Genomic DNA, 23,544 nt, shown 5'->3' with positions numbered 1-23,544 from the left:
CGTCGCGCTCCTTAAAAACCGCTTTCCCGGACCCCCAGCGCCGCCACGCGTCGCCAGGCGCCCCCCAATAAAGACTCGCCACTGCCCTGCAACACGACCACGCCACGCAACGGCTGCACCGGCGTCGGCGCCGGTTCGAGGGTCATCAACCGCGCGCCGTATTGCGCCTGTACCGGCTCGGCCCGTTGATGCTGATCGCGACGCACGGCAATCGGTCCGTGGTGATCGGAAGTCAGTGCCTCCTGATCGACAAACGCCACCCCGTTGGTGTCGATTTCGCTCAATTGCACCGCAATCGCCGGGTGCATCGGATCATCGGCGATAAACCGTCCGGTAGCGCCCGGTGCCACGCGCCAGAGCTCTGCCTCGGCCAGATAGCCGCGCAAGCGCACGCCGTCCTCGACCACCCTGGCCAGCGGCTCCCGGGTCGACAGCCAGCGCCCCACCGTCCATTGCGACAGCAGGTCACGCACGGTGCCGGCATGGGGGGCACGCAATAGCAACCGCTCGCGCTGAGCCGCCAGCCCTCGGTATTCGGCGACCGCTTCGGCCAGGCGCTGCTCGACGATGGCGGCATCGGAAGCCGTTTCGCTGCGGCCGGCCTGTCGGCGCATTTGCAACTGCTGAATCTCGATTTCCCGGCGCGCAATAGCCTGGCGCGAATCGAGATCCGGGGACTCCAGCTCGATCAGGACTTCGCCCTGCGCCACCGACTGTCCGTCATGCACCTTCACGGCTTTGATCCGTGCCGCCACTGGCGCGTGCAAGGTGCTGACCCGGCCCGCTTCCAGCATGGCCGGCACCTCGACGGCACTGCGCCAAGGCAGGATAAGCACCGATAACAGTCCGAGCAGCACCAGGCTGCTGAGCAGCACCCGCGGTCCATGCGCCTGCTCGCGGCGGCTCCACCACTGGCGCCACTCACTCATGATGGGCACAAAGATGAACCAGACCAGCTCCACCAGCATCAGGAAAATCCCCAACACCTTGAAAAACAGGTGATAGACCGCCAGAGCGATCCCGAAAAACAATGCCGCGCGCCATAACCACGAGCCATACCCCCAGATCAGCAAACGCCGTTGCATTGTCGGCGACCAAGGCTCCGGCGCCGCTGCGCCGTAGCCGAATAAAAACTCGCGCAGACGCCACCGGCACAGGGCAAACGCCCGACCTTGCAGGTTATCGACCTGCCAGAAATCGCTGAGCAAAAAATAACCGTCAAAGCGCATGAACGGGTTGAGATTGACCACCAATGTGGTGATCCACGTGGCACTGGCGAGCATGAACGCCGCGGTGCGGGCGGGGCCGTCGGGCAGCAACGACCACGCCAGCAAGGCAATGCACGCCAACAGCAACTCCGCCAGCACGCCGCCAGCGCCAATCAGCAACCGGGCCTTGCGATCATTGACCCGCCAGGCATCGCTGACATCGGTATAGAACATCGGCAGCAGCACCATGAACGCCACGCCCATGCTCTGCACCCGACAACCGGCGCGCTTGGCCATGAACGCATGACCGAATTCGTGGCAGAGCTTGGCGAAGAACAGGGACACGCCAAAAGCCAATGCACCGCCAAGGCTGAACAAATGCGGAAACGTCGCGATAAATCGCTGCCAGTCCCGCGACACCAGAAACACCCCTAACCCCAGCACAGCGGGTAATCCATAGCGCAGCGCTTGCGGGCCAAAGCGCTCCAGCCAGGGCCAGGCGCGATTGAGAAAACGCTCGGGGCGCCACAGCGGAATACGAAAAAACAGGTACTGATGCAGCAACACTTGCCACAGGCTCCGGCGCTGGGCATCCGCTTTAACGCTGTAACTGGCACGCTGCTGGGGATCGAGGGCGGTAATCAGATCGTGACTGCGCAAAAAAACCAGCAACTGCTCCAGATCCGCAGCGTCCAGCGCCAGTCCCGGTTCGCGATTGGCCGCTTGCAGGACCTGCTCGGGCTCACCCAGCGACCAGTGGCGCAACAAGCGCATCGCCGTCGTACCGAGCTTGAAGTAACGCCCCCGCACCGGGTCGGCCAGCGTCCAGCTGGGCGCACCGTCCAGCGCCGGCGCTGCCGGGGACAATTGCAGGTCGGCACGCAGACCGGGCAGGTTCACTTACAAGCCCACGCTCTGACGTAAACCGGCCAACGGTCGACGCAGCAGGTACAACGCCAGCGGCGCCCTGTCACCGAAGATTTTTGCCGTGCCGCGCAAACCGATGCGCGGAGGCGGCGCGTCGAAATTCGCATCCAGCCGATAAGCCAATTGCCCGCCCGCCGTGGGTTGCGCTTCATAAGCCGAACGTTCGAGCCTGGCCAGATGCCGTTGCAGCGGATCACTGTCGAGGAACAGGGCGACTTCAGCGCCGGGCTCCAGGGATATCGCGTCCCCCACCGCCAGCTCGATACGCAATTGCGCCTGGGTCGGATCGGCGATTTCCATCAGTCGCTCGCCGGTCTGCACCGGCTTGCCAGTCCAGCGTTCGGCATCGGCAAACACCGCAATGCCATCGCGCTCGGCGCGCACTTCGCTGCGCTTGAGCAGTTCACGGGCGTAATCTCGCTCGGCGCGTTTCTGCTCAACCCGGGCAGCCAGCAAATCCAGTTTCGAACTGGACTCGGCATCGGCGAACGAACGCTGGGAGTTGGCCTTGAGCTCCGCCTCGGCAACCCCGAGGGCACGTTCGGCGACATCAGCCTGGGCCTTGAGCGTGGTGCTTTCGAAGCGCAGCAGCAGATCGCCGGCCTTCACCGTCTGATTGGGTTTGACCAGGAACTCGGCAATCACACCGTCCAGCGGTGCGGCCACGACCCGCCCCCCCAGCGGCACCACTTCGGCCGGTGCCAATACGGACTGGCGCACCGGGATGAACAGCCCGAGCAATAGCAACGCGACCAGCAGCGCCTGGCGTCTGCGGGTCCAGCGCAGACGCCATGGCTTGCGCGGTTGCAATGCCTGCCAGGCGTGGCTGTAGGTATCGCCCAATTGCGCCAGCAGGACTTGTTCGGCAGGGTTCCACGCAACATCCCGGGCCAGCCACAACCCGCCGAACACCTCGCCCCGGCGATCGATCAGCGGCAGCCAGAACACCTGCGCAGCCGACAGGCTTTGCCATTCATCCTGCAGCGACTCGCTGAGCACATCGGCGGCAACGACCCGCGCCTGCTGCAACTGTTCGCGCTTGAACAACTGCGCCACTGCCTGCTCGACGAACGCTACAAAGGGTGAGTTCGGCTCCACCGTACTGACACCGGTCACGGCCTGCACCTTGCCGGCGATCAACAGTGCCGCATGGCGAAAACCAAACAGTGCCTGGCCATCATTGACCAGGCTGTAGGCCAATTGGGCGGGCGTTTGGGCTGCGCGGGTCTGGCGCTCAAGATCAAGGAAACGTGCGAATACCTGTTCGGCACCGCCGCTCACCGGCGCGTTCACCTGGACTCCGCGAAATGCGCCGTGCCGCTCATGCCGGCCAGCAGCCCGCTGGCGTCGGGCACGCTGGCCACCAGCAGCAGGGTCTGGCTGCCTTCATCGATTCGTGCGCCCAGGCGCTTGACTGTCGCGTCCAATGGCTTGCCGGTTTCATCGGGGACAAAGCTGAAGGTCTGGCCGGGCTTGAGTCGGGCCATCCAGCGCGAGGGCACCAGCAGGTGGATTTCCAGGGTGCGATTGTCGACCACGTCCAGCAATGGCGCACCGGCAGGTACGCTTTCATAGCGCTGTACCTTGCGCTCGACGACCTGGCCATCGAACGGCGCCAGCACGCTGCAGCGCTTGACCTGCACTTGATACACCTGGGACTGCGCCTGGGTTTCGCTGACTTTGGCCTCGGCACGTGCCACTTCGAAACGCCCGACCGAATTCAGCGCGGCCAGTTGCCGGTTGTGCGCCAGCTCTTCACCCGCGCCACGGCTGGCCGCTTGAGCGGCATTGAGCTGCGCCTGATAGGCCGAGCAATCGAACCGCGCCAGGGTATCGCCCTTCTTGAACGATTCCCCCTCGCTGAACGGCAACTCGACAATCCGCCCAGGCACCTCACTGGCCAGTACGGCCTGATCCCGGGCCCGCAATACACCGCGAGCCTCGGTGCTGGTCGCAGCACTGGCGCCTGCATCCATTTGCGCAAGCGGATCGTCTGCCCCAGGCGTTTGCGCCTGGACAACGCTTGCGACGAAGACCAACCCCAACACACAGAAAATCCGCATGACCGTACTCCCTTTCGGATCAATCGAGTCTACGGCAGCGGTGACTAGCGTCAAGCAGATGGCCATCATTCCCTGCGTATTAACGCTGCGCGGTCTCGGTCAACGGATACACCGACTCCCACCCCCCACCCAAAGCCTTGTACAACCCGACGGCCGCCAGCGACACGCCGGTCGAACTCTCGACCCACTGCTCCTGAGTCGCCAACAACGCCCCTTGCACAGTGAGTACGGTGACGAAATCCACCACACCCTCAACGTACTGCTGTTGCGCGGTGTCCAGAGCAATGCGGTTCTGGCGCACGGCTTCGGCCAGGCTGTCGCGGCGCAACTGGCTGGCGTTGTAGGCGGTCAACTGGTCATCGATTTCATGCCAGGCGCGCAATACGGTTTGCTGATAGGCGATAGCGGCTTCCTGTTGTTGTGCTTCGCGTAACTCGAGTACGCCACGCAAGCGGCCTCCGTCGAACAACGGCAAGCTGAACTGCGGGCCGATCCCGAACGAACGCGAACCCCAGGAGCCGAAGTCGCTCAGTTGCATGGCCTGGGAACCGATGTTCCCCGACAGGGTGATTCGCGGATAGAAATCGCCCTTGGCCACGCCAATGCTGGCAGTGGCGGCATGCAGCCGCGCTTCGGCCTGGCGAATGTCCGGCCGACGAGCAGCCAGTTGCGATGGCAGGCCAATGGCGACCTGACGCGGAGTCTGTGGCACCGGTGCGTCTGTGGATAACTCCGTCGCCAATGCCTGGGGCGGTTCGCCCATCAACAGACTCAAGGCGTTGATCAGTTGCCACTGGCGCTGCTCCAGTGCGGGCAGGCGCGATTCGATGGCCGCCACCTGCGCGGCAGCTTCGGCGACATCCAGATCCGTCGCGACGCCGTCGGCCAGGCGCAACTGCGAGAGCTTGAGGCTATGGCGGGCAACGTCGAGATTCTGTTCGGTGACGAGCCGGGTGTTCTGCACACCGCGCAGTTGAATGTAGTCCTGGGCGGTTTCGGCCAGCACCGACAGCAGCACGCCGCGTCGGTCGTTCTCGGCGACTTCCAGGTTGGCGTTGGCCGCTTCCGTTTCCCGCCGCACGCGCCCCCAGAAATCCAGTTCCCAGGAGGCGGAAAAGCCGGCATCCCACAGGCTGAAGGCGGATTGGCCGTTGTGTCCTGACGGGTCGTTCAAACCTTCTCCACTGTTGCGGTTGCGTCCGTAACGACCGCTGGCCGCCGTGCTGGGATAGCGATCGGCGGTGATGACCTGACGCACTGCGCGACTTTGCTGCAAGCGGCTGCTGGCCAGCTTCAGGTCGAGGTTGTCGGTCAGGGCGCGTTGGCTCAGGGCCGAAAGTTTGGGGTCGTGGAACACCTCCCACCAGCGCTCGGTCATCGTTTCGGCGATGGCCTGGCTGGCGGCTGCCCTTGATGGTTTCGACCATTCGGCGATTGGCTGTGCCGCAGGCTTGTGGAAGTCCGGGCCGACGGTGCAGGCTGACAGGCTCAGCACAAGCAAGACAGAAAAAATCAGGCGAGACTGATGACCTCTTCGCGAGCAAGTCGCGAAGGCGTCAGCGCGATCAACGAAAATCTTCATCGCTGAACAACCTCTTTCGCCTTGGCGGTGGCCGTATCAATACTCGCCTCCACCGACATCCCCACCCGCAAGCGCTCGGCCAGCGACTGTCCCGGCTCCAGCACAATCTTCACCGGTATCCGCTGCACCACCTTGGTGAAGTTGCCGGTGGCGTTGTCCGGTTTGACCGCGGCAAACGTCACCCCGGTGGCCGGTGCAATGCTTTCGACACGACCGTTCAATGCCGCACCGCCCAGACTGTCGACGCGCACTTGCACAGCCTGCCCCGGCTGCACATCCGTCAGTTGGGTTTCCTGGAAATTGGCCATCACGTATGCCTGCGCCAGCGGCACCACCGCGAGGATTTTGCTGCCCGGCGTGACATAGGCGCCGACCCGCACCGCGCGTTCGCCGACCATGCCGTCCTGAGGCGCGACGATCCTCGTATAGGACAACTCGTAGCTGGCCATTTCCAGCTTCGCTTGCGTCCGTTTCAGCCCCCCTTCGGCCCCATCGCGCTGGGCCGTGAGGATCTCCACCTGCTTGCGTTCCGCCGCCAGTACTGCCGTAGCGTTGGCCAGCCGTGCGGAGGCCTGGTCGATGCGTGTTTTTGCCTGTTGTGCGTTTTGCACCGTGCCGGCGCCCACCCCGGCGAGGTGGTTGTAGCGGCTCAGTTCGTGCTCGGCAAAGGCCACTTCCGCCTTGGCCGAAACCACCGAGGATTGCGCCTGGGCAATCACTGACGCCTGGCGCTCGAGGGTCGCCCGGGCGTTTTGCAGTTGCGCCCTGGCCACCAGCGTTTCGGCATCGGCGGCCTCGGCGGCGGCGCGTAGATCCCGGTCGTCGATCAGTGCCAGCAACTGCCCGGCCTTGACCTGCTGGTTGTCCTCCACCAGCACTTGCTTGATAAACCCGGCAACCCGCGGCACCACCAGGGTGAAATCCGCCGAGACGTAAGCATCGTTGGTGTTCTGCCGGGTACGCTTGCCGAACAGGCCGGGCATCGCCAGGTACAGCAACACGCCGACGGCCAACGCGGCGGCCACGGCCACCGCGACTTTCTGTTTTGCTTGAGTGTTCATAAAAGCCTTCTGTATCAGTGGAGCATTCAGGTCGGTGCGCGCGGTGGAAAGATCCGCGTCGGCAGCCAGAAAATCAGCAGGATCAAGGTCACGGCGAGCCCGACCATGCACAGGTAAAGATCAGAGGAAGTGAGCACCACGGCTTGCTCATGCAGACGATGAGCGAGACTTGCGCTGTCGTGCTCGGCCAGCGGCGAATTGCCTAGGCGATCGACCAGCATGGTCGAGTGAAAATGCAGGCGAGCCGTGGTCAACGCCTCGATCACCCCGGTGGCGATGACCGCCGACAGGCCTTTGACGGTGTTGAACCAGGCCGATGCGAACGGCCCTTCCATCGGGTTGATGCTGCCGGTGGACAGTATCAGCAGCGGCAACACTGCCATGGGCTGACCGAAAATCTGCAGCCATTGCAGCACATAGAAATCGTCGCGAATCCACGCAGACGTCAGTTGCGAGCCGCCGACGCACGACAGCGCCAGCATGCTCAGGCCGATGCCCAACACCCAGCGGCAATCGACCCAGCGAAAGTTGCACAGCGCCGCCACCAACGGCAGCGCAATCAATTGCGGCAGCGCCGCCAGCAGCATGATCGGTGCGGTCTGCACCGGGCGATAACCCTGGACCTGCGCCAGGTAGCTGGACGGAATAATGATCACCGCCTGCAACACCACCAGTACGCCCGCCAGGGTCAGCAGGGCGAAAGACAGGTTACGGATACCGAGCATCTGCATCTTGAAAAACGGAATCGGCTGCGACCACTCGCCGGTTAAAAACAGCACCAGCAACAACAGCCCGCCGCCGAGCAATCCGCAGATCAGGCTGGACTCGAACCAGTCCAGGCGGTTGCCCTGCAGGATGCCGATCACCAGCATGCAGATGGCGGGAAAACCCAGCAGCACACCGCGCCAGTTGAAGGACTTGAAGCGCTCCAGGCGCAGCGGATCCCGGGGCAAGCCGTACGCCACCGCGGCCATGGCAATCAGGCACGGCGCGATTATCTGCCAGAAGGTCCATTGCCAGCCGACATATTCGGTCCACAACCCGGCCAACGGCGTGCCCAGGCCCGGGCCGAACGTCGCCGTCAGGGCATAACCGGCCAGGCCATACAACTTCACGTTGGCGGGCAGAAATCGCAGGGCCACGGTCATCAGCATGGGTGGCAATGCACCGCCCGCCAGGCCTTGCAGGGTGCGCAGCAACAACAGGCTTTCGTAATTCGGGGCGAAGGGGCACAACACACCCAGCAGGGTGAACAGGCTGATGGCCCACAGGGTGAAACGCCGCAACGAGAACGTCACCGCACACCACGGCGCGAAGGCCATGGCCGCTACGGAAGTCGCGGTGTAACAGGCCACCAGCCAGGTGCCTTCGTCGTAGCCGATGGCCAACGCACCACGGATGTCGGCCAGGGCGACTTTGGTCACCATCTCGTTCAGGCCCGACACCAGCACCGCCAGCAACACGCCCACCAGGCCGATGATGATCCGCGGGCCGAAGACGGGTGGAGCCGCTGCCATGCTGGCCGCAGCAACAGGTGCCGTGACCGTAAGGGAAGTCATGTACTGCAAGCTCCGGCGTGGAAAGACCGAAGCATTCTAGGAAGCGTAATGCCTGACGAAAATCAACTTATCGGCAGGTTATAAGTGCGCCTTACGCAACAATACAAAACCCCTTGTGGGAGCGGGCTTGCTCGCGAAGGCGTTGGGTCAGTCGGTATCAATGTTGAATGACAAATCGCATTCGCGAGCAAGCCCGCTCCCACAGGGGGAAATTACGCTCGACCTCAGTCCGGCTGCGCAGCCAGCCACGTCTCATCGCAACACGCCTTGAGCGTCTCACGCAACCAGCGATGGGCCGGATCCTTGTCGAAGCGTGGATGCCAGGCTTGGGTCAGCATCAAGGTCGGCAACGGGATCGGCAGGTCGAACGAGCGCAGCTTCAGGCCGAGCCGTCGCACACTCAGCAAGGCTTCCTTGGGCACCGGCAGAATCAGGTCGGAATCGGGCAAGGCAAACATTGCCGCATGAAAGCTCGGCGCGATCACCGCCACCCGCCGCTCCAGCCCCAGGGCATTGAGCGCGGTATCGATCGGCCCCCGGGCAATGCCGCGCCGGGACATGCTGATATGCGAGAAGCCCGCGTAACGCTCTGCCGTGATCTCATCGTCCAGCAGCGGATGATCCTCGCGCACCAGACCAACGAAGTGGGTGGAAAACAGGTTCTGAATCTTCACTTCCGGGGTCAACGGCCGGGTGTTGCTGACGCTCAGATCGATCCGCCCTTCGCGCAACGCCTCATCATCGCCATCGCCTTCCGGGACGAAACGCAGTTCGCAGTGCGGCGCCTGCCGATCAAGGGTGTCGAACAACTTGCCGCCGTAGACACCGACAAAGAAGTCGTTGGCCCGAATACTGAACCGCCGCCGCAGCGAGCTCAGCTCCACCGCATCGGCCGAACGAAACAGCAACCCGGCCTGCTCCACCACACTGCGCACCTGCTCGCGCAACTCCAGCGCCTTGGGGGTCGGCACCAGGCCACGACCGGCGCGCACCAGGATCGGATCGCCAATGGCTTCACGGATGCGCGTCAACGTCCGGCTCATGGCCGCCGGGCTCAGGCTCATCCGCCGCGCCGCGCCCACCACACTGCCCTCGTCGAGCAAGGCATCGAGGGCGACCAACAGGTTCATGTCTGGGAGTTGCATGGTGAGCACTCGTATCCGATCTTGGTTGAGTCAGATGCAATGCTAGCAAACATCCTCCAAATGATGCTTTGACTGTACCGGCCCAAAAGTACGGCTCGAACCACTATCAGTTCTGATAGTTCTCAAGCCTGACTCAAGCGAGCAATACTCAAGGCCCGCCCCCCTTCCACGAAGCTCCCGATATGAGCCAAGCCAAACCTGATGATGATTCAGGCACCCGCAGCGCCCCTCGGGTAGTGCTGCTGGCAACCGACCGCAGCCAATCCATCATTGGCGAAATCGTCGATGGCCAAACCAAAACCATCGGTTACTCCGCCTACGGCGAGCAGTCCGCGCAGCAGAAAGTCGAGACACGGCTGGGGTTCAATGGCCAGTTACGTGAGGCGGATATCGGTTGGTATTTGCTGGGTAACGGCTACCGCGCCTACAACCCGCGGTTGATGCGTTTTCATAGTCCGGACAGCTGGAGCCCGTTTCGTGGGGGTGGGTTGAATGCGTATATGTATTGCGTGGGGGATCCGGTGAATCGGGTGGATCCGACGGGGCATAGTTGGCAAACCTTGATTGCCAAGTTACGCAGTCTGGCTTCGGAATTTCATTTGCCCAATTATCGGGCTGTTCCAGTACCAAAAAATATCGTGAGCATTGCAGACGGTGCTGCCGCAGCGCGCGCTATGCATAAAGGTCAGAAATTTGCGAAAACAAGTGACATGTCCGCGCTTGCCGACGCCGCTGACTATATTGGCGGCAAGAAGCCCAAGATCAATTGGGGAAACGATGGGGGGGAGTTACACGGAACAGCAAAATGGGGAACTGACAGCTTTCCCAATCACGTGTCAATCGAACCTGCTTCATCAGGTTCGAAGCGCTCTATTCCTGTGGTGGGGAAAAGTCACGCTAAAACCTTATCGGGAAGACCGAGTAATTTTGGATCACCACCGAGTTACGAAAAGGCAACGTCCAAACTCAAGCTCTGGAACGCCAATACTTTCGCGGAATCGCAACGGGGCAGAACCTTTGTAGTGGCCAGCGGAGCTCCTCACGTCAACTATCCTGTAATAGATCTTGCTCATCCGATTCAGGCGATAAGACAACCAGCGGTCCCACCACCTCCGCCGCTAATAGTCGTTGTTCCGCCGCCAAACTAAAAGCCAGGCTATAACGCAAAGCAGTAACGAATGTATTAGGTAAGGTTGGGAGAGCTGTCTTCCGCATGCGGCTGCACGGACTGGGTAGTCCCACCAACCTTATCCTCCTCTACCGCACCATCCCCCACCGCCTAACCGTCACCCGCTCCAACGAATCAAACACCAGGTTCTCCACCAGCAACCCAATCAGAATCACCACCGCCAACCCGGCAAACACCTTGTCGGTGTACAGCTCATTGCGATTCTGAAAGATGTACCAGCCCAACCCGCCCTTGCCGCTGGTCGCACCAAACACCAGCTCGGCAGCAATCAACGTCCGCCAGGCAAACGCCCAGCCGATTTTCAGCCCGGCGAGAATTGACGGCAGTGCCGCCGGAATCAGGATGAACAGCACGAAGCGCATGCCCTTGAGGCCGTAGTTGCGCCCGGCCATGCGCAGGGTTTCCGAGACGCCGAGGAAGCCGGCGTAGGTGTTCAGCGCCAGTGCCCAGAGCACCGAATGCACCAGCACGAAAATCAGGCTGTTCTGGCCCAACCCAAACCACAACAGCGCCAGCGGCAGCAGGGCGATGGCCGGCAAGGGGTTGAACATCGAGGTCAGGGTGCTAAGCAGATCGCGACCGAATTGCGTCGACACCGCCAGTGTGGTCAGGGCAAACGCCAGGACGATGCCGATCAGGTAACCCTTGAGCAACACCACCAGGGATATCCATACCTTACCCAGCAATTCACCGCTGAGCAGGCCGTCGTACAAGGCGTGTGCGGTTTGCACAAAACCCGGCAGCAGCAGGTCGTTGTTCTGATACCGCGCAACGGCTTCCCAAAGCACGGCGAGCAAGATCAGGATCAGGGTTTTACGCAACCAACCTTGTTGCCACAGTCGTTGGCCCAGGGGTAATTCCCGCTCCAGCGGCACGCTGGTCAGCGGCTGCAAAACCGTTTCGAACTCTTCACGCGGGGATGATAAATAGCTCATCGGACCCTCCTCTCAACTGGCTCAATAAGCGATGCGGATGTCGGCGAAATCCAGTTCATGTTCGGCTTGCGGTGATTGGCCTTCGTCGAACAGCAGCCGGTGAATACGTCGCGCCGATTCCTGAAACGCCACACCGCCGAGGCTGTGCAAATCGTATTGGTGGCTGTGGACTTGCGCCCTCACCCGGCCCGGATGGGGCGACAGCAACAGAATGCGATTGCCCACCACCAGCGCCTCTTCGATAGAGTGCGTGACGAACAGCAGCGTGAAGCGCACTTCCTCCCAGAGCAGCAGCAATTCTTCCTGCATCTTGCGCCGGGTCAGGGCGTCAAGGGCGGCGAAGGGTTCGTCCATCAACAGGATTTTCGGCTGCATCGCCAGCGCACGGGCGATGGCGACCCTGGCCTTCATCCCGCCTGACAAGGTGTGCGGATAGGCATCGGCAAACGCCGCCAGGCCGACCTTTTCCAGATAGTGCAGCGCTCGCTCTTCGGCCTCCCTGCGCTTGAGGGTTTTCGAGGCCAGCAGTGGAAACATCACGTTCTGCTTCACGGTTTTCCACGGCGGCAGTTGGTCGAACTCCTGGAACACCACGATCCGGTCAGGTCCCGGCGCATCGACGCGCTGGCCTTGCAGACGGATCTCGCCTTCCACTGGCTGGATGAAGCCGGCGGCGGCCTTGAGCAACGTCGACTTGCCACAACCGGATGGCCCGAGCAGGACAAAGCGGTCCGCCGGATCGATCTCGAAACTGACTTGATGGGTCGCCCGCACTACCCGCTGCGGCGTGCGGTATTCGAGGCTGACGTTATCGACCGACAGCAGCGCCTGGGCTGCCGCGATCGGTTTGCTGACCGTGTGGCCTTGCAAAGGGGCATTCATGTCGGTCAGCTCCCTTGCAGCGGCTTGGCGTCCTGGAAGAAGTAGTCCTTCCATGAATCCGGTTTGTTTTTGATCGCGCCGACGCGGTAGAGGAACTCGGCCAACGGGTAAGTGTTCTTCGGCGTGACGCTGAATTCGAACTGCGGGTTGTCGATGATTTTCAGCAACGCGGCGCGGTCGATTTTGGCCTTGGTAACGCGGATATAGGTGTCGGCTGCCGCGCCCTTGTCGTTCTGGGCAAACGTGGCCGCTTCGGTCAGCGCATCAATGAATGCCTTGTAGGTTTTCGGATTCTCATTGCGGAATTTCTCGGTGGCGAACAGCACCGTCGGCGAGTTCGGACCGAGCAGGTCATAGGTGTTCAGCACCACGTGCACGTTGGGATTGGCCAGTTCCTGATCCTGGAACGGCGGGTTGGAAAAGTGCCCGCTCAGCTCGGTGCCGCCGGCTACCAGCGCTGCCGTGGCATCAGGATGTGGAACGGCGATGGTGTACTTGTCGAGGCGATTGAACTCCTTGTCGCCCCACTGTCTGGCCGCCGCGTATTGCAGGAAGCGCGACTGCACCGACACACCCACCGCCGGCACCGCGATACGGTCCTTCTCGGTGAAGTCGGCGATGGTTTTGACTTTCGGATTATTGCTCACCAGGTAGTACGGAAAGTTACCCAGGGAAGCCACGGCTTTTACGTTCTGCTTGCCGTGGGTGCGATCCCAGATGGTCAGCAGCGGGCCGACACCGGCGCCGGCAATGTCGATCGAGCCCGACAGCAACGCATCGTTGACCGCCGCGCCGCCGGAGAGCTGGGTCCAGTCGACCTTGATATCAATACCTTCCTGCTTGCCATACTTCTCGATCAGGTTCTGATCGCGCACCACATTGAGCAGCAAGTAAACGATGCCGAACTGTTCGGCAATGCGGATTTCACCTTCGGCGTGGGCCACGGTCGGCGCCACCAGGCTGCCGGCGACCAGGCTGAACCCCAGGCCGATGGCCGCGGCCAGCGGTGCGAATGGAAGACGTTTGGACATGATCAGATCTCCGGCAAATCAGAAAGGCGCGTCGCCCTGGATGGTGGTGCGATACAGCTTGCGGCGCAGATGGCTGGGGCATCCGGCGGCGAGGTGGATCAGCGAACGGTTGTCCCAGAACACCAGGTCATGGGGCTGCCATTGATGGCGGTAGATGTTTTGCGGCAGCACGCTGTGGGCGTAGAGCTCGGTCAGCAGTTGCTGGCTCTCGTCTTCCGGCAGGCCAACGATACGGGTGGTGAACCCTTCGCTGACGAACAACGCCTTGCGGCCGTTTTCCGGGTGGGTTCGCACCACCGGATGCACCACTTCGGCGACCTGAGCGAGTTGCTCCGGGGTCAGGGTCGGACGCCAGTTGCCTTCGAACTTGGTCTCGCTGTAACGCGCCGTGTAGGAGTGCGCCGCCGAGCGACCCTCCACGGCTTTGCGCAACGCGAGCGGCAGGCTGTCCCAGGCTTTGTGCATATCGGCGAACAATGTGTCGCCACCTTCCGACGGCAGCTCCTGGGCATGCAGCATCGAGCCCAGGCTCGGCAGCTCCTTGTAGGAGAGATCGGAATGCCAGAACTTGCCGGCGTCGCCGAGACCGATGTTCTGGCCGTTTTCGACAATGTTGGACACGATGAGGATTTCCGGATGCCTCGCCAGCAGGAACTGCTTGAGCACATGGATCTGCAACACGCCAAAACGGCGGCTGAAGTCGATCTGTTGTTCAGGGGTGATGCGCTGGTCGCGGAACACGACCACGTGATGATCCCGATGCGCGCGGTGGATGCGGGCGAAATCCTGATCATTGATCGGAAGGGACAAATCGAGACCGATGATCTCGGCGCCCACCGCTCCGCTGAACGGGCGGATCTCAAAGAATTGTGGCGCGATGCTTGGCGAAGCTGAAGCTGCAGACATAAATCACTCCCACGCACGGCACGCTCAAAGGCGCGCGCGTCGATCAGAAACTCACGGAGGTCCCGTGTTGGTTCGTGTCGTGCGGCGCGCCGATTGGTCGGCAGGTACGCAGGGGATTAACTTTATAGATATAAGAATTGAAATTTAAATACCGTTAACGAATAACTATATGGCGATTGCTAAGGGAATGGAGGAATCGCGGTGTGACGTTATTTGTCACTTTCTGACAGGGTTGTGGTGTTTGGGCGGACGCTATCGCGAGCAAGCTCGCTCCCACAGGGGTCAGTGGAAACACAAAAATTGCGTTTCAACACAGATCGACTGTGGGAGCGAGCTTGCTCCGGGCGGCGTTCCGACGATGAGGTCATTAGCCTTGATGAAGATTACCGCTCGTGCAGGGCCTCGGCCCGTGCGCGAATGATCGGCTTGAGCAGGTAGCTCAGCACGGTCTTCTTGCCGGTGATGATGTCCACGGAAGCCACCATCCCCGGAATGATCAGCAACGGCTTTTCATCGGTGCCCAAGTGGCTGCGGTCGGTGCGCAGCTTGATGATGTAGTAAGTGGTCTTCTTATCTTCATCGGTGATGGTGTCGGCGCCGATCTGCTCCAGCTTGGCCTTCAACCCACCGTAGATGGTGTAGTCATAGGCGGTGAATTTCACCGTCGCTTCCTGCCCAGGATGCAGGAACGCGATGTCCTGCGGGCGGATCTTCGCCTCGACCAGCAAGGTGTCGTCCAGTGGCACGATTTCCACCAGGTCGCTGCCCGGCTGGATAACCCCGCCGATGGTATTGACCAGCAGCTTGTTGACGATGCCCCGCACTGGCGAAGTGACCAGCGTCCGGCTGACCCGATCCTCCAGAGCCTTACCGGTGGCCTGGGCCTTGTTCAGGTCGGTGCGCGCTTCGTTGAGTTGGGTCAGGGCTTCGCTACGGAACTTGCCACGGGTTTCATCGACCTTGCGCTGCACTTCCTTGATTGCCGATTCGGCACGCGGAATGGCCAGGGTGGTGGCGTCGAGCTGACCACGGGTCTCCGCTTCGGCACGCCTGAGGCGAAGAACTTCCACCGGCGATACCGCGCCCTGGGCCACCAACGGCTCGGACATGCTGATTTCCTGACGCTGGAAGCCCAATTGCTGGCGATACTGCGCCTGCTTGGACGTGAATTCGCGCAGCTCTTGCTGGCGCTGGATCAACTGTTCCTGCAAGCCGCCAATCTCGTCGTGCAACTGTTGGCGGCGGCTTATATAGAGCGATTCTTCACTCTTGGCCTGACCCGGCACGGCCTTGAGCACATCCTCGGGGAAGTTCAGCGGGCGATCCTCGACCTCGGCGCTCAGGCGTTCTACCCGCAGCAGCATCGACAACCGATCAGCCTCGGTTTCACCGACGTTCGAAGCAAATCGCGTGTCGTCCAGGCGAATCAGCGGTGCGCCGGCTTCAACGATCTGGCCTTCCTTGACGAACAGCTCGGCAACGATACCGCCTTCAAGGTTCTGGATTTTCTGGATCTTCGACGATGGGATCGCCTTGCCGTCGCCCTTGGTCACCTCGTCGATTACCGCGAAGTTGGCCCAGAGCATCAGGAACACAAAGAACGCAATGATCGCCCAGATCGTCAGTCGCACCACCCGTGGCGCATCCTCGATCAACGCCTTGTTGACCTCAGGTAGCGGCTGGCCCTGAAGTGAAGCAGTGCCTTTGAAGTAGCGACGGATCGAATCCTTACCCGACTTAAGCAACACTGATCTGCCCCTTCTTCAATGCTTCCATCACCGCGGCTTTCGGGCCGTCAGCGAGTATCTGCCCGCGGTCGACCACGATCAGCCGATCCACCAGCGACAACAGCGACGCCCGGTGCGTCACCAGCACCATGGTCTTGTTTTCAATCACAGCCGCCAGGCGCTGTTTGAGGCGCTCTTCGCCGGTGTTGTCCATGGCGCTGGTTGGCTCGTCGAGCAGCAGGATCGGCGGGTTGAGCAACAATGCACGGGCCAGGGCGACGTTTTGTCGTTGACCACCGGACAGGTTCTGCCCGCGCTCACCGACTTGCAGCTCATAGCCCTGCGGATGCAGACGCGCATATTCGTGGACGCCGGCCAGCTCTGCGGCTTGCAGCACCAGTTCGTCCTCGACATACCGCGCGCCGGAAACCAGATTGTCGCGCAAGGTGCCGGCGAGCAATTGAATGTCCTGTGGCACGTAGCCGATGTTGTAGCGCAGCTCGCTGACGTCGATCTGGCGGATATCCACTCCATCGACCAACAGCGCGCCGTCATCTGGCTGGTACAACCCCACCAGCAATTTCGCCAACGAGCTCTTGCCCGAGCCGCTTCGGCCAATGATGCCGACCTTCTCGCCGGGACTGATCGACAGGTTGATGTTCTTCAGCGCCAGGTTCTGCTGTTGCGGGTAGGTGAAGTTGAGCTGGCGGCACTCAATGCCGCCCTGCAGCACCTTGCGGCTGAGCGGACGTTCTTCGAAATTGCGCTCCTGTGGCAGCTCCATCATCTGGTCGACCGAGGTCATGGTCACCCGCGCCTGCTGATAACGAGTCAGCAGCCCGGACAGCGACGCCAGCGGGCTGAGTGCACGGCCACTGAGCATGTAGCAGGCAATCAGGCCGCCCATGCTCAGGTGACCGTCGATGATCTGGTACACGCCGAAGACGATCATGATCACCCCGGCCAGCTGCTGGATCAGCAAGGTGATGTTCATCGCCAGGCCGGAGAGCATTTTCACCCGCAACTCAAGACGACTGAGGGTGCCGATGGTCTGTTCCCACTGATACTGGCGTTCGCTTTCGGCGTTGTTGACCTTCACCGCATCCAGGCCGGCCAGGGTTTCGATCAGGCTCGACTGACGCTCGGCCCCCAGCGCCATGGTCCGCTCCATGGTCGCCACCAGGGGTTTCTGCAAGGCATAGCCGATGGCCAGGGCGATCGGGAATGCCAACACCGGTATCCACACCAGGTGCCCGCCGAGGATCGCGATGACGATAAAGATCAGAATCGTGAACGGCAGGTCGATCAGACTGGTGAGCGTCAGCGAGGCGAGGAAATCCCGCAGGCTCTGGAACTCATGGATGTTCTGGGCAAAGCTGCCGACCCGCGCCGGCCGATATTTCATGGCCATGCCGACGATGCGCTCGAACAGCGTGGCCGAGATGATCAGGTCGGTTTTCTTGCCGGCCAGATCCAGGCACAGGCTGCGCAGGCTTTTCAGGATCAGGTCGAAGAGGTAGGCGCCCGTGATGCCGAGCGCCAGCACCCAGAGCGTCGCTTCGGCCTGGTTCGGCACGACGCGGTCGTAGACGTTCATCACGAACAACGGCGCGGCCATGGCAATGATGTTGATCAGAAAACTGGCGGCGATCGCGTCGGCGTACAACCAGCGCGAACGCTTGAGGGTATCGCGGAACCACGAGCGCGCACGCGGAATCAGCGTGCCGTGATTGACGTCGAACTTGTGCTGCGGCTGGGCGAAAAAGACCTTGCCGATATAGTCGTCGGCCAGCAGTTCACGGCTGACCAGAGACTCACCGCCATCGCTTTCGCTGAGCAGCACCCGCACCTGATCTTCGCCTTGCCAGCCGAGCAGGACGGCACTGCGACTGTCCTTGAGCAGCAACAATGCCGGCATGGCAATCGCCGGAATATCCTCCAGCTTGCGTTGCAGCACCCGGCCTTGCAGCCCCGCGCGAGCGGCCGCACGAGGCAGCAACTCAACAGTCAAGCGCTGCTCGAACAACGGCAGGCCGGTGGTCAGCATTGCCGCGCTGGCAGGTTTCTGATGCAGCATGCAAAGAGCGAGCAGACCATCCAGTAACGGATCGTCATGCAACGCGCGCGGATCATGAATGAGTTGAACCCGACTGACTTCTGATTCCACGCTCGGCACTCTTGGCTAACAATTGAACAACGAAGGTCCTGCTCAATTCATACCGGGCAATTGGACCTTGGGCTTCACGTCGTTCTGCACAACGGATGCCAATGGTGCGACCACTCCCTGGCTCTTGAGCAACTCGCCCATGGTCGCCTTGATTCGGTACTGAGTAAATAACTGAATGTTCTTGATCTCCGCCAGACGGCGAGAGGAGGAAAACAGTTCGTTCTCACTGTCGAGCAAATCGAGCAGGGTACGCTCGCCGAGGCTGAACTGACGCTGGTAAGCGATACGCACGGCAGTGCTGTGATCGACGTATTGCTGGGCGATCGGCACCTGCGCGTTGGCATTGTTCAGGGCGTTCCAGGCCAGGCCCAGCTCTTCGTTCAATTGGCGCAGGGCGTTGTTGCGGATGTCCAGCGCCTGGTTGGACAGGTAGGACTTGGATTCCAGATCGGCCTTGTTGCTGCCGCCGGCATACAGGTTGAAGCGCATGCGCAGCATGGCTTGCCATTCGTTGTTGTGGCCGTTCTGACCATCAATGTCGTTGTCCGCGGAGCGACCCAACTCAGCATCGAAGCGCGGGTAGAAAGTCGACTTGGCCGTGTCGTATTGCTTCTCGGCAGCGGCGATATCGGATTCGGCCGAGCGCAGGATCGGGCTGTTTTCCAGCATCTGTGCACGGGCTTCATTCAGGTTTGCCGGCATCAGCGCCATGAAACTCGCCGGGCGCTCCAGTTGATCCGGCATCTGGCCGACAGCGGAGAGGTAGTTGGTTTCGGCGTCAGCCAGGTTGGTCTGCTCGGTGATCAGGTTGTTGCGCGCCTGGGCCATCCGCGCCTCGGCCTGATCGAGGTCGGCGCCGCTGCCGACGCCACGCTGGGTGCGCAACTGGATCTGGTCGTAAATGCGTTGGTGACTCTTGAGGTTTTCCTCGGCCAGGCGCACGAATTCGCGGCGAGTCAGTACGTCGAGATAGACCTGGGCCACGGTCAGCCCGGTACGCTCGGAGGTACTCAGCAGCGAGTAGGCGCGGGAGTTGACGGTGGCTTGTTGACGCCCGACTTCGCTGGACGTCGCAAAACCGTCAAAGACCATTTGGGTCAGTCGCAAACTTGACTCACTGCGATTCAGGGTTTCGAAGTGATTGTTGCCGCCGTCTCGCGTCGTCACGCTATCGGTGCCTTCACGACCATAACCGCCCAGCAGGTCGACCCGTGGCAAGTACCCCCCCTTCGCAGCTTTCAACTGATAGTCCGCTGCCAATCGGCTGTTGACGCCCGCCTGGACCTCCGGATGGACATCCAGCGCTTGTTGCATGGCTTCTGGTAAGGATTGCGCCTGGATGAATGACGCGGAAAGGACGAAAGGTAGAGCCATGAACAAAGGCGAACGCATTGTAGGAATTTCCCAGGACTTCTTGTCTTGAATCACAGCAAAAGAACGAGCTGTGTCGGAAGATGGCAAGCGTAATGACCGTATGTCGGAAAGTTCAAAAGCGGAACTGGATCACATACCGAGGACAGGTCACAGCTTAAATATCAATGTGACATTACTGGGACGATTGTTTAGGATGGGATCCAGAAGGTCAATAGTTTGGCATAAAGTTAATAGCGAAAAAATATAGCCAAATTATTGACGAATTAATGCGTCAAACTTGTGCATCTATTTTGCAATGTACGTCCAGTCTGGTCGGCGCAGATGCCATCAGGTCTATGGAAGTCAACTGAACGTGACACCCCGGAGAGTCTTCAATGAGCAGTGTTGTTGCCATCGTCAAAAGCATTGTTGGTCAGGTTTTCGTGGTGTCCCCCGAGGGCATCCGCCGCGTTCTCGTTGAAGGCGACAAGCTGTTTGCCGGCGATCAGATCGACACTGGCCTTTCCGGTGCAGTGTCCCTGGAACTGGCCGATGGCCGCACCCTGGATCTGGGCCGTGACACCCAGTGGAGCGCTGACGCCCCGGACTCAGGCACTGATCTGGCAGCCGCCACCGCGCAGGCGGCGCCGTCCGTTGATGAGCTGCAACAAGCCATTATCGCCGGTGCCGACCCGACCAAAGACCTTGAAGCCACCGCTGCGGGTCCGACGGCGTCGGGTTCTGGTGGTGCCGCCGGTGGCGGTCACAGCTTCGTGATGCTCGATGCTACGGCTGGCCGCGTCGACCCGACCATTGGCTTCCCGACCGCGGGTATCAACTCTGCCGGGCAAACGACCCTGGAAATCCCGGGTGGCCAGACCACCAATGCCAACGTCAACGCCAATTTCAATACCAACACCGATACCCCGAGTGAATCAGTCCTCAGCCTCAGTGCCACGCCGACCATCACCGAGGCCGGTGGCGTGCTGGTGTACACCGCGACCCTGACCCAGGCACCGCTGAGCGACCTGACCGTTACTTTGTCCAACGGCGCCGTGATCGTGATTCCCGCAGGCTCGACCACCGGCACCGTCAACGTTCCATTGGCTGCGAACGACACTGTCTATAATGACGCGACCCAGATCGAAGTAACTGTCACCGGCACCAGCGGCGGCAACGGCATCACAGTGACGCCGCCGACTACCCCGGCCGTGACCCAGGTCACCGATACCGTCGACGCCACCACAGTCACCCTGACGGCCGGCAATACCGTCACCGAAGGCGGTCAGATTACCTACACCGCGACACTGACCAACCCGGCGCAGACGCCAGTAACCGTCACTCTGTCCAACGGTTCGAGCATTACCATTGCCGCCGGCCAGACCAGCGGCAGCGTGAACGTACCGACGGCGGCCAATGACGTTTATGTGAATGGCAGCACCGTCAGCACCACCATCACCGGCACCACCGGCGGCAACTTCGAAAATCTGGTGCCGAATACCGCTCCGGCCGTGACTACCATCACCGATTCCGTGGACAACACCGGGCTGACCCTCACCGCCACCGGCAACATCACCGAAGGCGGCCAGATCACCTATACCGCCACCCTGAGCAATCCGGCCGGCACACCGATGAGCGTGACCTTGAACAACGGCTCGGTCATCACCATCGAAGCAGGCCAGACCAGCGGTAGCGTGAACGTACCGACGGCGGCCAACGACGTTTATGTCAACGGCAGCACCGTCAGCACCACCATCACCGGCACCACCGGCGGCAACTTCGAAAACCTGGTGCCCAACACCACCCCGGCCGTGACCACCATCACCGACTCCGTGGACACCACCGGGCTGACCCTCACGGCTACCGGCAACATCACCGAAGGTGGCCAGATCACCTACACCGCCACCCTGAGCAATCCGGCCGGCACGCCGATGAGCGTAACCTTGAGCAACGGCTCGGTCATCACCATCGAAGCGGGCCAGACTAGCGGCAGCGTCAACGTACCGACTGCGGCGAATGACGTTTATGTCAACGGCAGCACCGTCAGCACCACCATCACCGGCACCACCGGCGGCAACTTCGAAAACCTGGTGCCCAACACCACCCCGGCCGTGACCACCATCACCGATTCCGTGGACACCACCGGGCTGACCCTCACGGCTACCGGCAACATCACCGAAGGTGGCCAGATCACCTATACCGCCACCCTGAGCAATCCGGCCGGCACACCGATGAGCGTGACCTTGAGCAACGGCTCGGTCATCACCATCGAAGCGGGCCAGACCAGCGGCAGCGTCAACGTACCGACGGCGGCCAATGACGTTTACAACAATGGCAGCACCGTCAGCACCACCATCACTGGTACCACCGGCGGCAACTTCGAAAACCTGGTGCCCAACACCACCCCGGCCGTGACCACCATCACCGATTCCGTGGACAACACCGGGCTGACCCTCACCGCCACCGGCAACATCACCGAAGGCGGCCAGATCACCTACACCGCCACCCTGAGCAATCCGGCCGGCACGCCGATGAGCGTGACCTTGAGCAACGGCTCGGTCATCACCATCGAAGCGGGCCAGACCAGCGGCAGCGTCAACGTGCCGACGGCGGCCAATGACGTTTACAACAATGGCAGCACCGTCAGCACCACCATCACCGGCACCACCGGCGGCAACTTCGAAAACCTGGTGCCCAACACCACCCCGGCCGTGACCACCATCACCGACTCCGTGGACAACACCGGGCTGACCCTCACGGCTACCGGCAACATCACCGAAGGTGGCCAGATCACCTACACCGCCACCCTGAGCAATCCGGCCGGCACGCCGATGACCGTAACCTTGAGCAACGGCTCGGTCATCACCATCGAAGCGGGCCAGACTAGCGGCAGCGTCAACGTACCGACTGCGGCGAATGACGTTTATGTGAATGGCAGCACCGTCAGCACCACCATCACCAGTACCACCGGCGGCAACTTCGAAAACCTGGTGCTCAACAACACTCCAGCAGTCACCACGATTTCCGATGTGAATGACACGGTCACCGTTACCATCGAAAGCGCTGGTCCGGTGCTGGAGAACCAGGCACCGACTTTCACCATCAAACTCGACCAGAAGCTGGATCACGACCTGACGGTGACACTCAGCAACGGCCAGACGGTGGTCATCGCCGCAGGCGCAACTCAAGTTGGCTATGCATTGCCGGCGCAAGGTGATGACGTCTACAAGGATGGCGGCAGCGCCTCGCTGGGTATCGCTGATGCTAGCGTTGCCGGTAAGACTTTTGAGAATCTGGTCATTAGTGGTCCAGCATCGGTTGCTATCAACGACACCGTCAGCGAAGTCATCGCCACTTTGACCGCGGACAAGTCCACCGTGGCTGAAGGCGGCCAAGTCACCTACACCGTGACCCTGACCAACGCAGCCGGTCTGCCGCTGAACAATCACGGTGAACTCACTTTCACCCTCTCCGACGGTACGAAGGTAACTGTTCCAGCGAACGGGACCTCCGGCTCTGCAACCATCACTGCTGCCGACGACGTCTTCACCGGCGGCCAGGCGCCGATCGTCAACAAGCTCGAGAGCGTTACTGGCGCGGACAACTTCGAAAAACTGACCCTGAGTCAGACCGAGGTCGCAACCACGGTCACCGATGAGCCATCAGGCCAAGGCGACAAGGTCACCGTCAGCATCGAAGGCAATGGCGGCGTACAGGAAAACCTCGCCCCGACCTTCACCGTCAAGGTCGACCAGAAACTCGATCACGACCTCAAGGTCACCCTGAGCAATGGCGACACAGTCACCATT

16 protein-coding genes are annotated in these 23,544 nt (G+C 61.2%); 2 read left to right on the top strand and 14 right to left on the bottom strand.

Features of this window, described 5'->3' with window-relative positions; all coding sequences use genetic code 11:
* Positions 1 to 11: 11 nt before the first annotated feature.
* The 7 genes from ACM6G4_RS16010 to ACM6G4_RS15980 form a co-directional block, all read right to left on the bottom strand.
* Positions 12 to 2,108, bottom strand: a complete 2,097-nt coding sequence (locus ACM6G4_RS16010; protein ID WP_414914084.1) for a biotin/lipoyl-binding protein — start codon at positions 2,106 to 2,108, stop codon at positions 12 to 14.
* A complete protein-coding gene (locus ACM6G4_RS16005) occupies positions 2,109 to 3,428 on the bottom strand; it encodes an efflux RND transporter periplasmic adaptor subunit (RefSeq protein WP_414914083.1) in 1,320 nt (439 codons plus the stop codon). It lies immediately after the preceding gene.
* Positions 3,425 to 4,198, bottom strand: coding sequence for an efflux RND transporter periplasmic adaptor subunit (locus ACM6G4_RS16000; RefSeq protein ID WP_056726999.1), 774 nt, complete (start codon positions 4,196 to 4,198; stop codon positions 3,425 to 3,427). Before ACM6G4_RS16000 ends, ACM6G4_RS16005 begins: the two co-directional genes overlap by 4 nt.
* Before the next feature lie 79 nt (positions 4,199 to 4,277).
* Complete coding sequence (locus tag ACM6G4_RS15995; protein WP_414914082.1) at positions 4,278 to 5,780, bottom strand: efflux transporter outer membrane subunit; 1,503 nt, start codon at positions 5,778 to 5,780, stop codon at positions 4,278 to 4,280.
* Positions 5,777 to 6,841 carry an HlyD family secretion protein gene (locus ACM6G4_RS15990; protein WP_414914081.1) on the bottom strand — a complete coding sequence of 355 codons (1,065 nt, stop codon included), beginning with the start codon at positions 6,839 to 6,841 and terminating at the stop codon, positions 5,777 to 5,779. The genes ACM6G4_RS15995 and ACM6G4_RS15990 overlap by 4 nt, the downstream gene beginning before the upstream one ends.
* A 26-nt stretch (positions 6,842 to 6,867) precedes the next feature.
* Positions 6,868 to 8,400, bottom strand: a complete 1,533-nt coding sequence (locus tag ACM6G4_RS15985) for an MFS transporter (RefSeq protein ID WP_414914080.1) — start codon at positions 8,398 to 8,400, stop codon at positions 6,868 to 6,870.
* Positions 8,401 to 8,624: 224 nt separating this feature from the next.
* Complete coding sequence (locus tag ACM6G4_RS15980) at positions 8,625 to 9,545, bottom strand: LysR family transcriptional regulator (protein WP_414914079.1); 921 nt, start codon at positions 9,543 to 9,545, stop codon at positions 8,625 to 8,627.
* A 182-nt stretch (positions 9,546 to 9,727) separates the two neighbouring features.
* Here ACM6G4_RS15980 and ACM6G4_RS15975 point away from each other — a divergent pair, with 182 nt between their 5' ends.
* Positions 9,728 to 10,693 carry an RHS repeat-associated core domain-containing protein gene (locus ACM6G4_RS15975; RefSeq protein WP_414914078.1) on the top strand — a complete coding sequence of 322 codons (966 nt, stop codon included), beginning with the start codon at positions 9,728 to 9,730 and terminating at the stop codon, positions 10,691 to 10,693.
* 109 nt (positions 10,694 to 10,802) lie between these two features.
* Here the strand turns inward: ACM6G4_RS15975 and ACM6G4_RS15970 are convergent, their stop codons facing one another.
* From ACM6G4_RS15970 to ACM6G4_RS15940, 7 genes are all read right to left on the bottom strand, one after another.
* Complete coding sequence (locus ACM6G4_RS15970) at positions 10,803 to 11,669, bottom strand: ABC transporter permease (RefSeq protein ID WP_414914077.1); 867 nt, start codon at positions 11,667 to 11,669, stop codon at positions 10,803 to 10,805.
* A gap of 21 nt (positions 11,670 to 11,690) precedes the next feature.
* Positions 11,691 to 12,551 carry an ABC transporter ATP-binding protein gene (locus tag ACM6G4_RS15965; RefSeq protein ID WP_056727006.1) on the bottom strand — a complete coding sequence of 287 codons (861 nt, stop codon included), beginning with the start codon at positions 12,549 to 12,551 and terminating at the stop codon, positions 11,691 to 11,693.
* 5 nt (positions 12,552 to 12,556) lie between these two features.
* On the bottom strand, positions 12,557 to 13,582 hold the full coding sequence (locus ACM6G4_RS15960; protein ID WP_056727007.1) for an ABC transporter substrate-binding protein: 1,026 nt from the start codon (positions 13,580 to 13,582) through the stop codon (positions 12,557 to 12,559).
* Between the two features lie 18 nt (positions 13,583 to 13,600).
* Complete coding sequence (locus ACM6G4_RS15955) at positions 13,601 to 14,488, bottom strand: TauD/TfdA dioxygenase family protein (protein ID WP_414914076.1); 888 nt, start codon at positions 14,486 to 14,488, stop codon at positions 13,601 to 13,603.
* Between the two features lie 383 nt (positions 14,489 to 14,871).
* Positions 14,872 to 16,236 carry an HlyD family type I secretion periplasmic adaptor subunit gene (locus tag ACM6G4_RS15950; protein WP_056727009.1) on the bottom strand — a complete coding sequence of 455 codons (1,365 nt, stop codon included), beginning with the start codon at positions 16,234 to 16,236 and terminating at the stop codon, positions 14,872 to 14,874.
* Positions 16,226 to 18,382 carry a type I secretion system permease/ATPase gene (locus tag ACM6G4_RS15945; protein ID WP_414914075.1) on the bottom strand — a complete coding sequence of 719 codons (2,157 nt, stop codon included), beginning with the start codon at positions 18,380 to 18,382 and terminating at the stop codon, positions 16,226 to 16,228. The genes ACM6G4_RS15950 and ACM6G4_RS15945 overlap by 11 nt, the downstream gene beginning before the upstream one ends.
* Before the next feature lie 42 nt (positions 18,383 to 18,424).
* Complete coding sequence (locus ACM6G4_RS15940) at positions 18,425 to 19,774, bottom strand: TolC family outer membrane protein (protein WP_414914074.1); 1,350 nt, start codon at positions 19,772 to 19,774, stop codon at positions 18,425 to 18,427.
* A 356-nt stretch (positions 19,775 to 20,130) separates the two neighbouring features.
* On the opposite strand from ACM6G4_RS15940, the gene ACM6G4_RS15935 reads away from it, so the two are divergent.
* On the top strand, positions 20,131 to 23,544 hold a 3,414-nt coding region (locus tag ACM6G4_RS15935; protein WP_414914073.1), incomplete at its 3' end, for a retention module-containing protein.

The sequence above is a fragment of the Pseudomonas sp. IT-P258 genome, from assembly GCF_949767825.1.
Lineage (GTDB): Bacteria > Pseudomonadota > Gammaproteobacteria > Pseudomonadales > Pseudomonadaceae > Aquipseudomonas > Aquipseudomonas monachiensis.
The sequence above is the reverse complement of the archived record's forward strand: the minus strand, read 5'-3'. Positions and strand labels throughout refer to the sequence as shown.

Bases quoted from the DNA above. Each gene is read 5' to 3' on its own strand.
- ACM6G4_RS16000 (WP_056726999.1), bottom strand. From the start codon at position 4,198: ATGCGGATTTTCTGTGTGTTGGGGTTGGTCTTCGTCGCAAGCGTTGTC.
- ACM6G4_RS15995 (WP_414914082.1), bottom strand. From the start codon at position 5,780: ATGAAGATTTTCGTTGATCGCGCTGACGCCTTCGCGACTTGCTCGCGA.
- ACM6G4_RS15990 (WP_414914081.1), bottom strand. From the start codon at position 6,841: ATGAACACTCAAGCAAAACAGAAAGTCGCGGTGGCCGTGGCCGCCGCG.
- ACM6G4_RS15985 (WP_414914080.1), bottom strand. From the start codon at position 8,400: ATGACTTCCCTTACGGTCACGGCACCTGTTGCTGCGGCCAGCATGGCA.
- ACM6G4_RS15980 (WP_414914079.1), bottom strand. From the start codon at position 9,545: ATGCAACTCCCAGACATGAACCTGTTGGTCGCCCTCGATGCCTTGCTC.
- ACM6G4_RS15975 (WP_414914078.1), top strand. From the start codon at position 9,728: ATGAGCCAAGCCAAACCTGATGATGATTCAGGCACCCGCAGCGCCCCT.
- ACM6G4_RS15970 (WP_414914077.1), bottom strand. From the start codon at position 11,669: ATGAGCTATTTATCATCCCCGCGTGAAGAGTTCGAAACGGTTTTGCAG.
- ACM6G4_RS15965 (WP_056727006.1), bottom strand. From the start codon at position 12,551: ATGAATGCCCCTTTGCAAGGCCACACGGTCAGCAAACCGATCGCGGCA.
- ACM6G4_RS15960 (WP_056727007.1), bottom strand. From the start codon at position 13,582: ATGTCCAAACGTCTTCCATTCGCACCGCTGGCCGCGGCCATCGGCCTG.
- ACM6G4_RS15955 (WP_414914076.1), bottom strand. From the start codon at position 14,488: ATGTCTGCAGCTTCAGCTTCGCCAAGCATCGCGCCACAATTCTTTGAG.
- ACM6G4_RS15940 (WP_414914074.1), bottom strand. From the start codon at position 19,774: ATGCGTTCGCCTTTGTTCATGGCTCTACCTTTCGTCCTTTCCGCGTCA.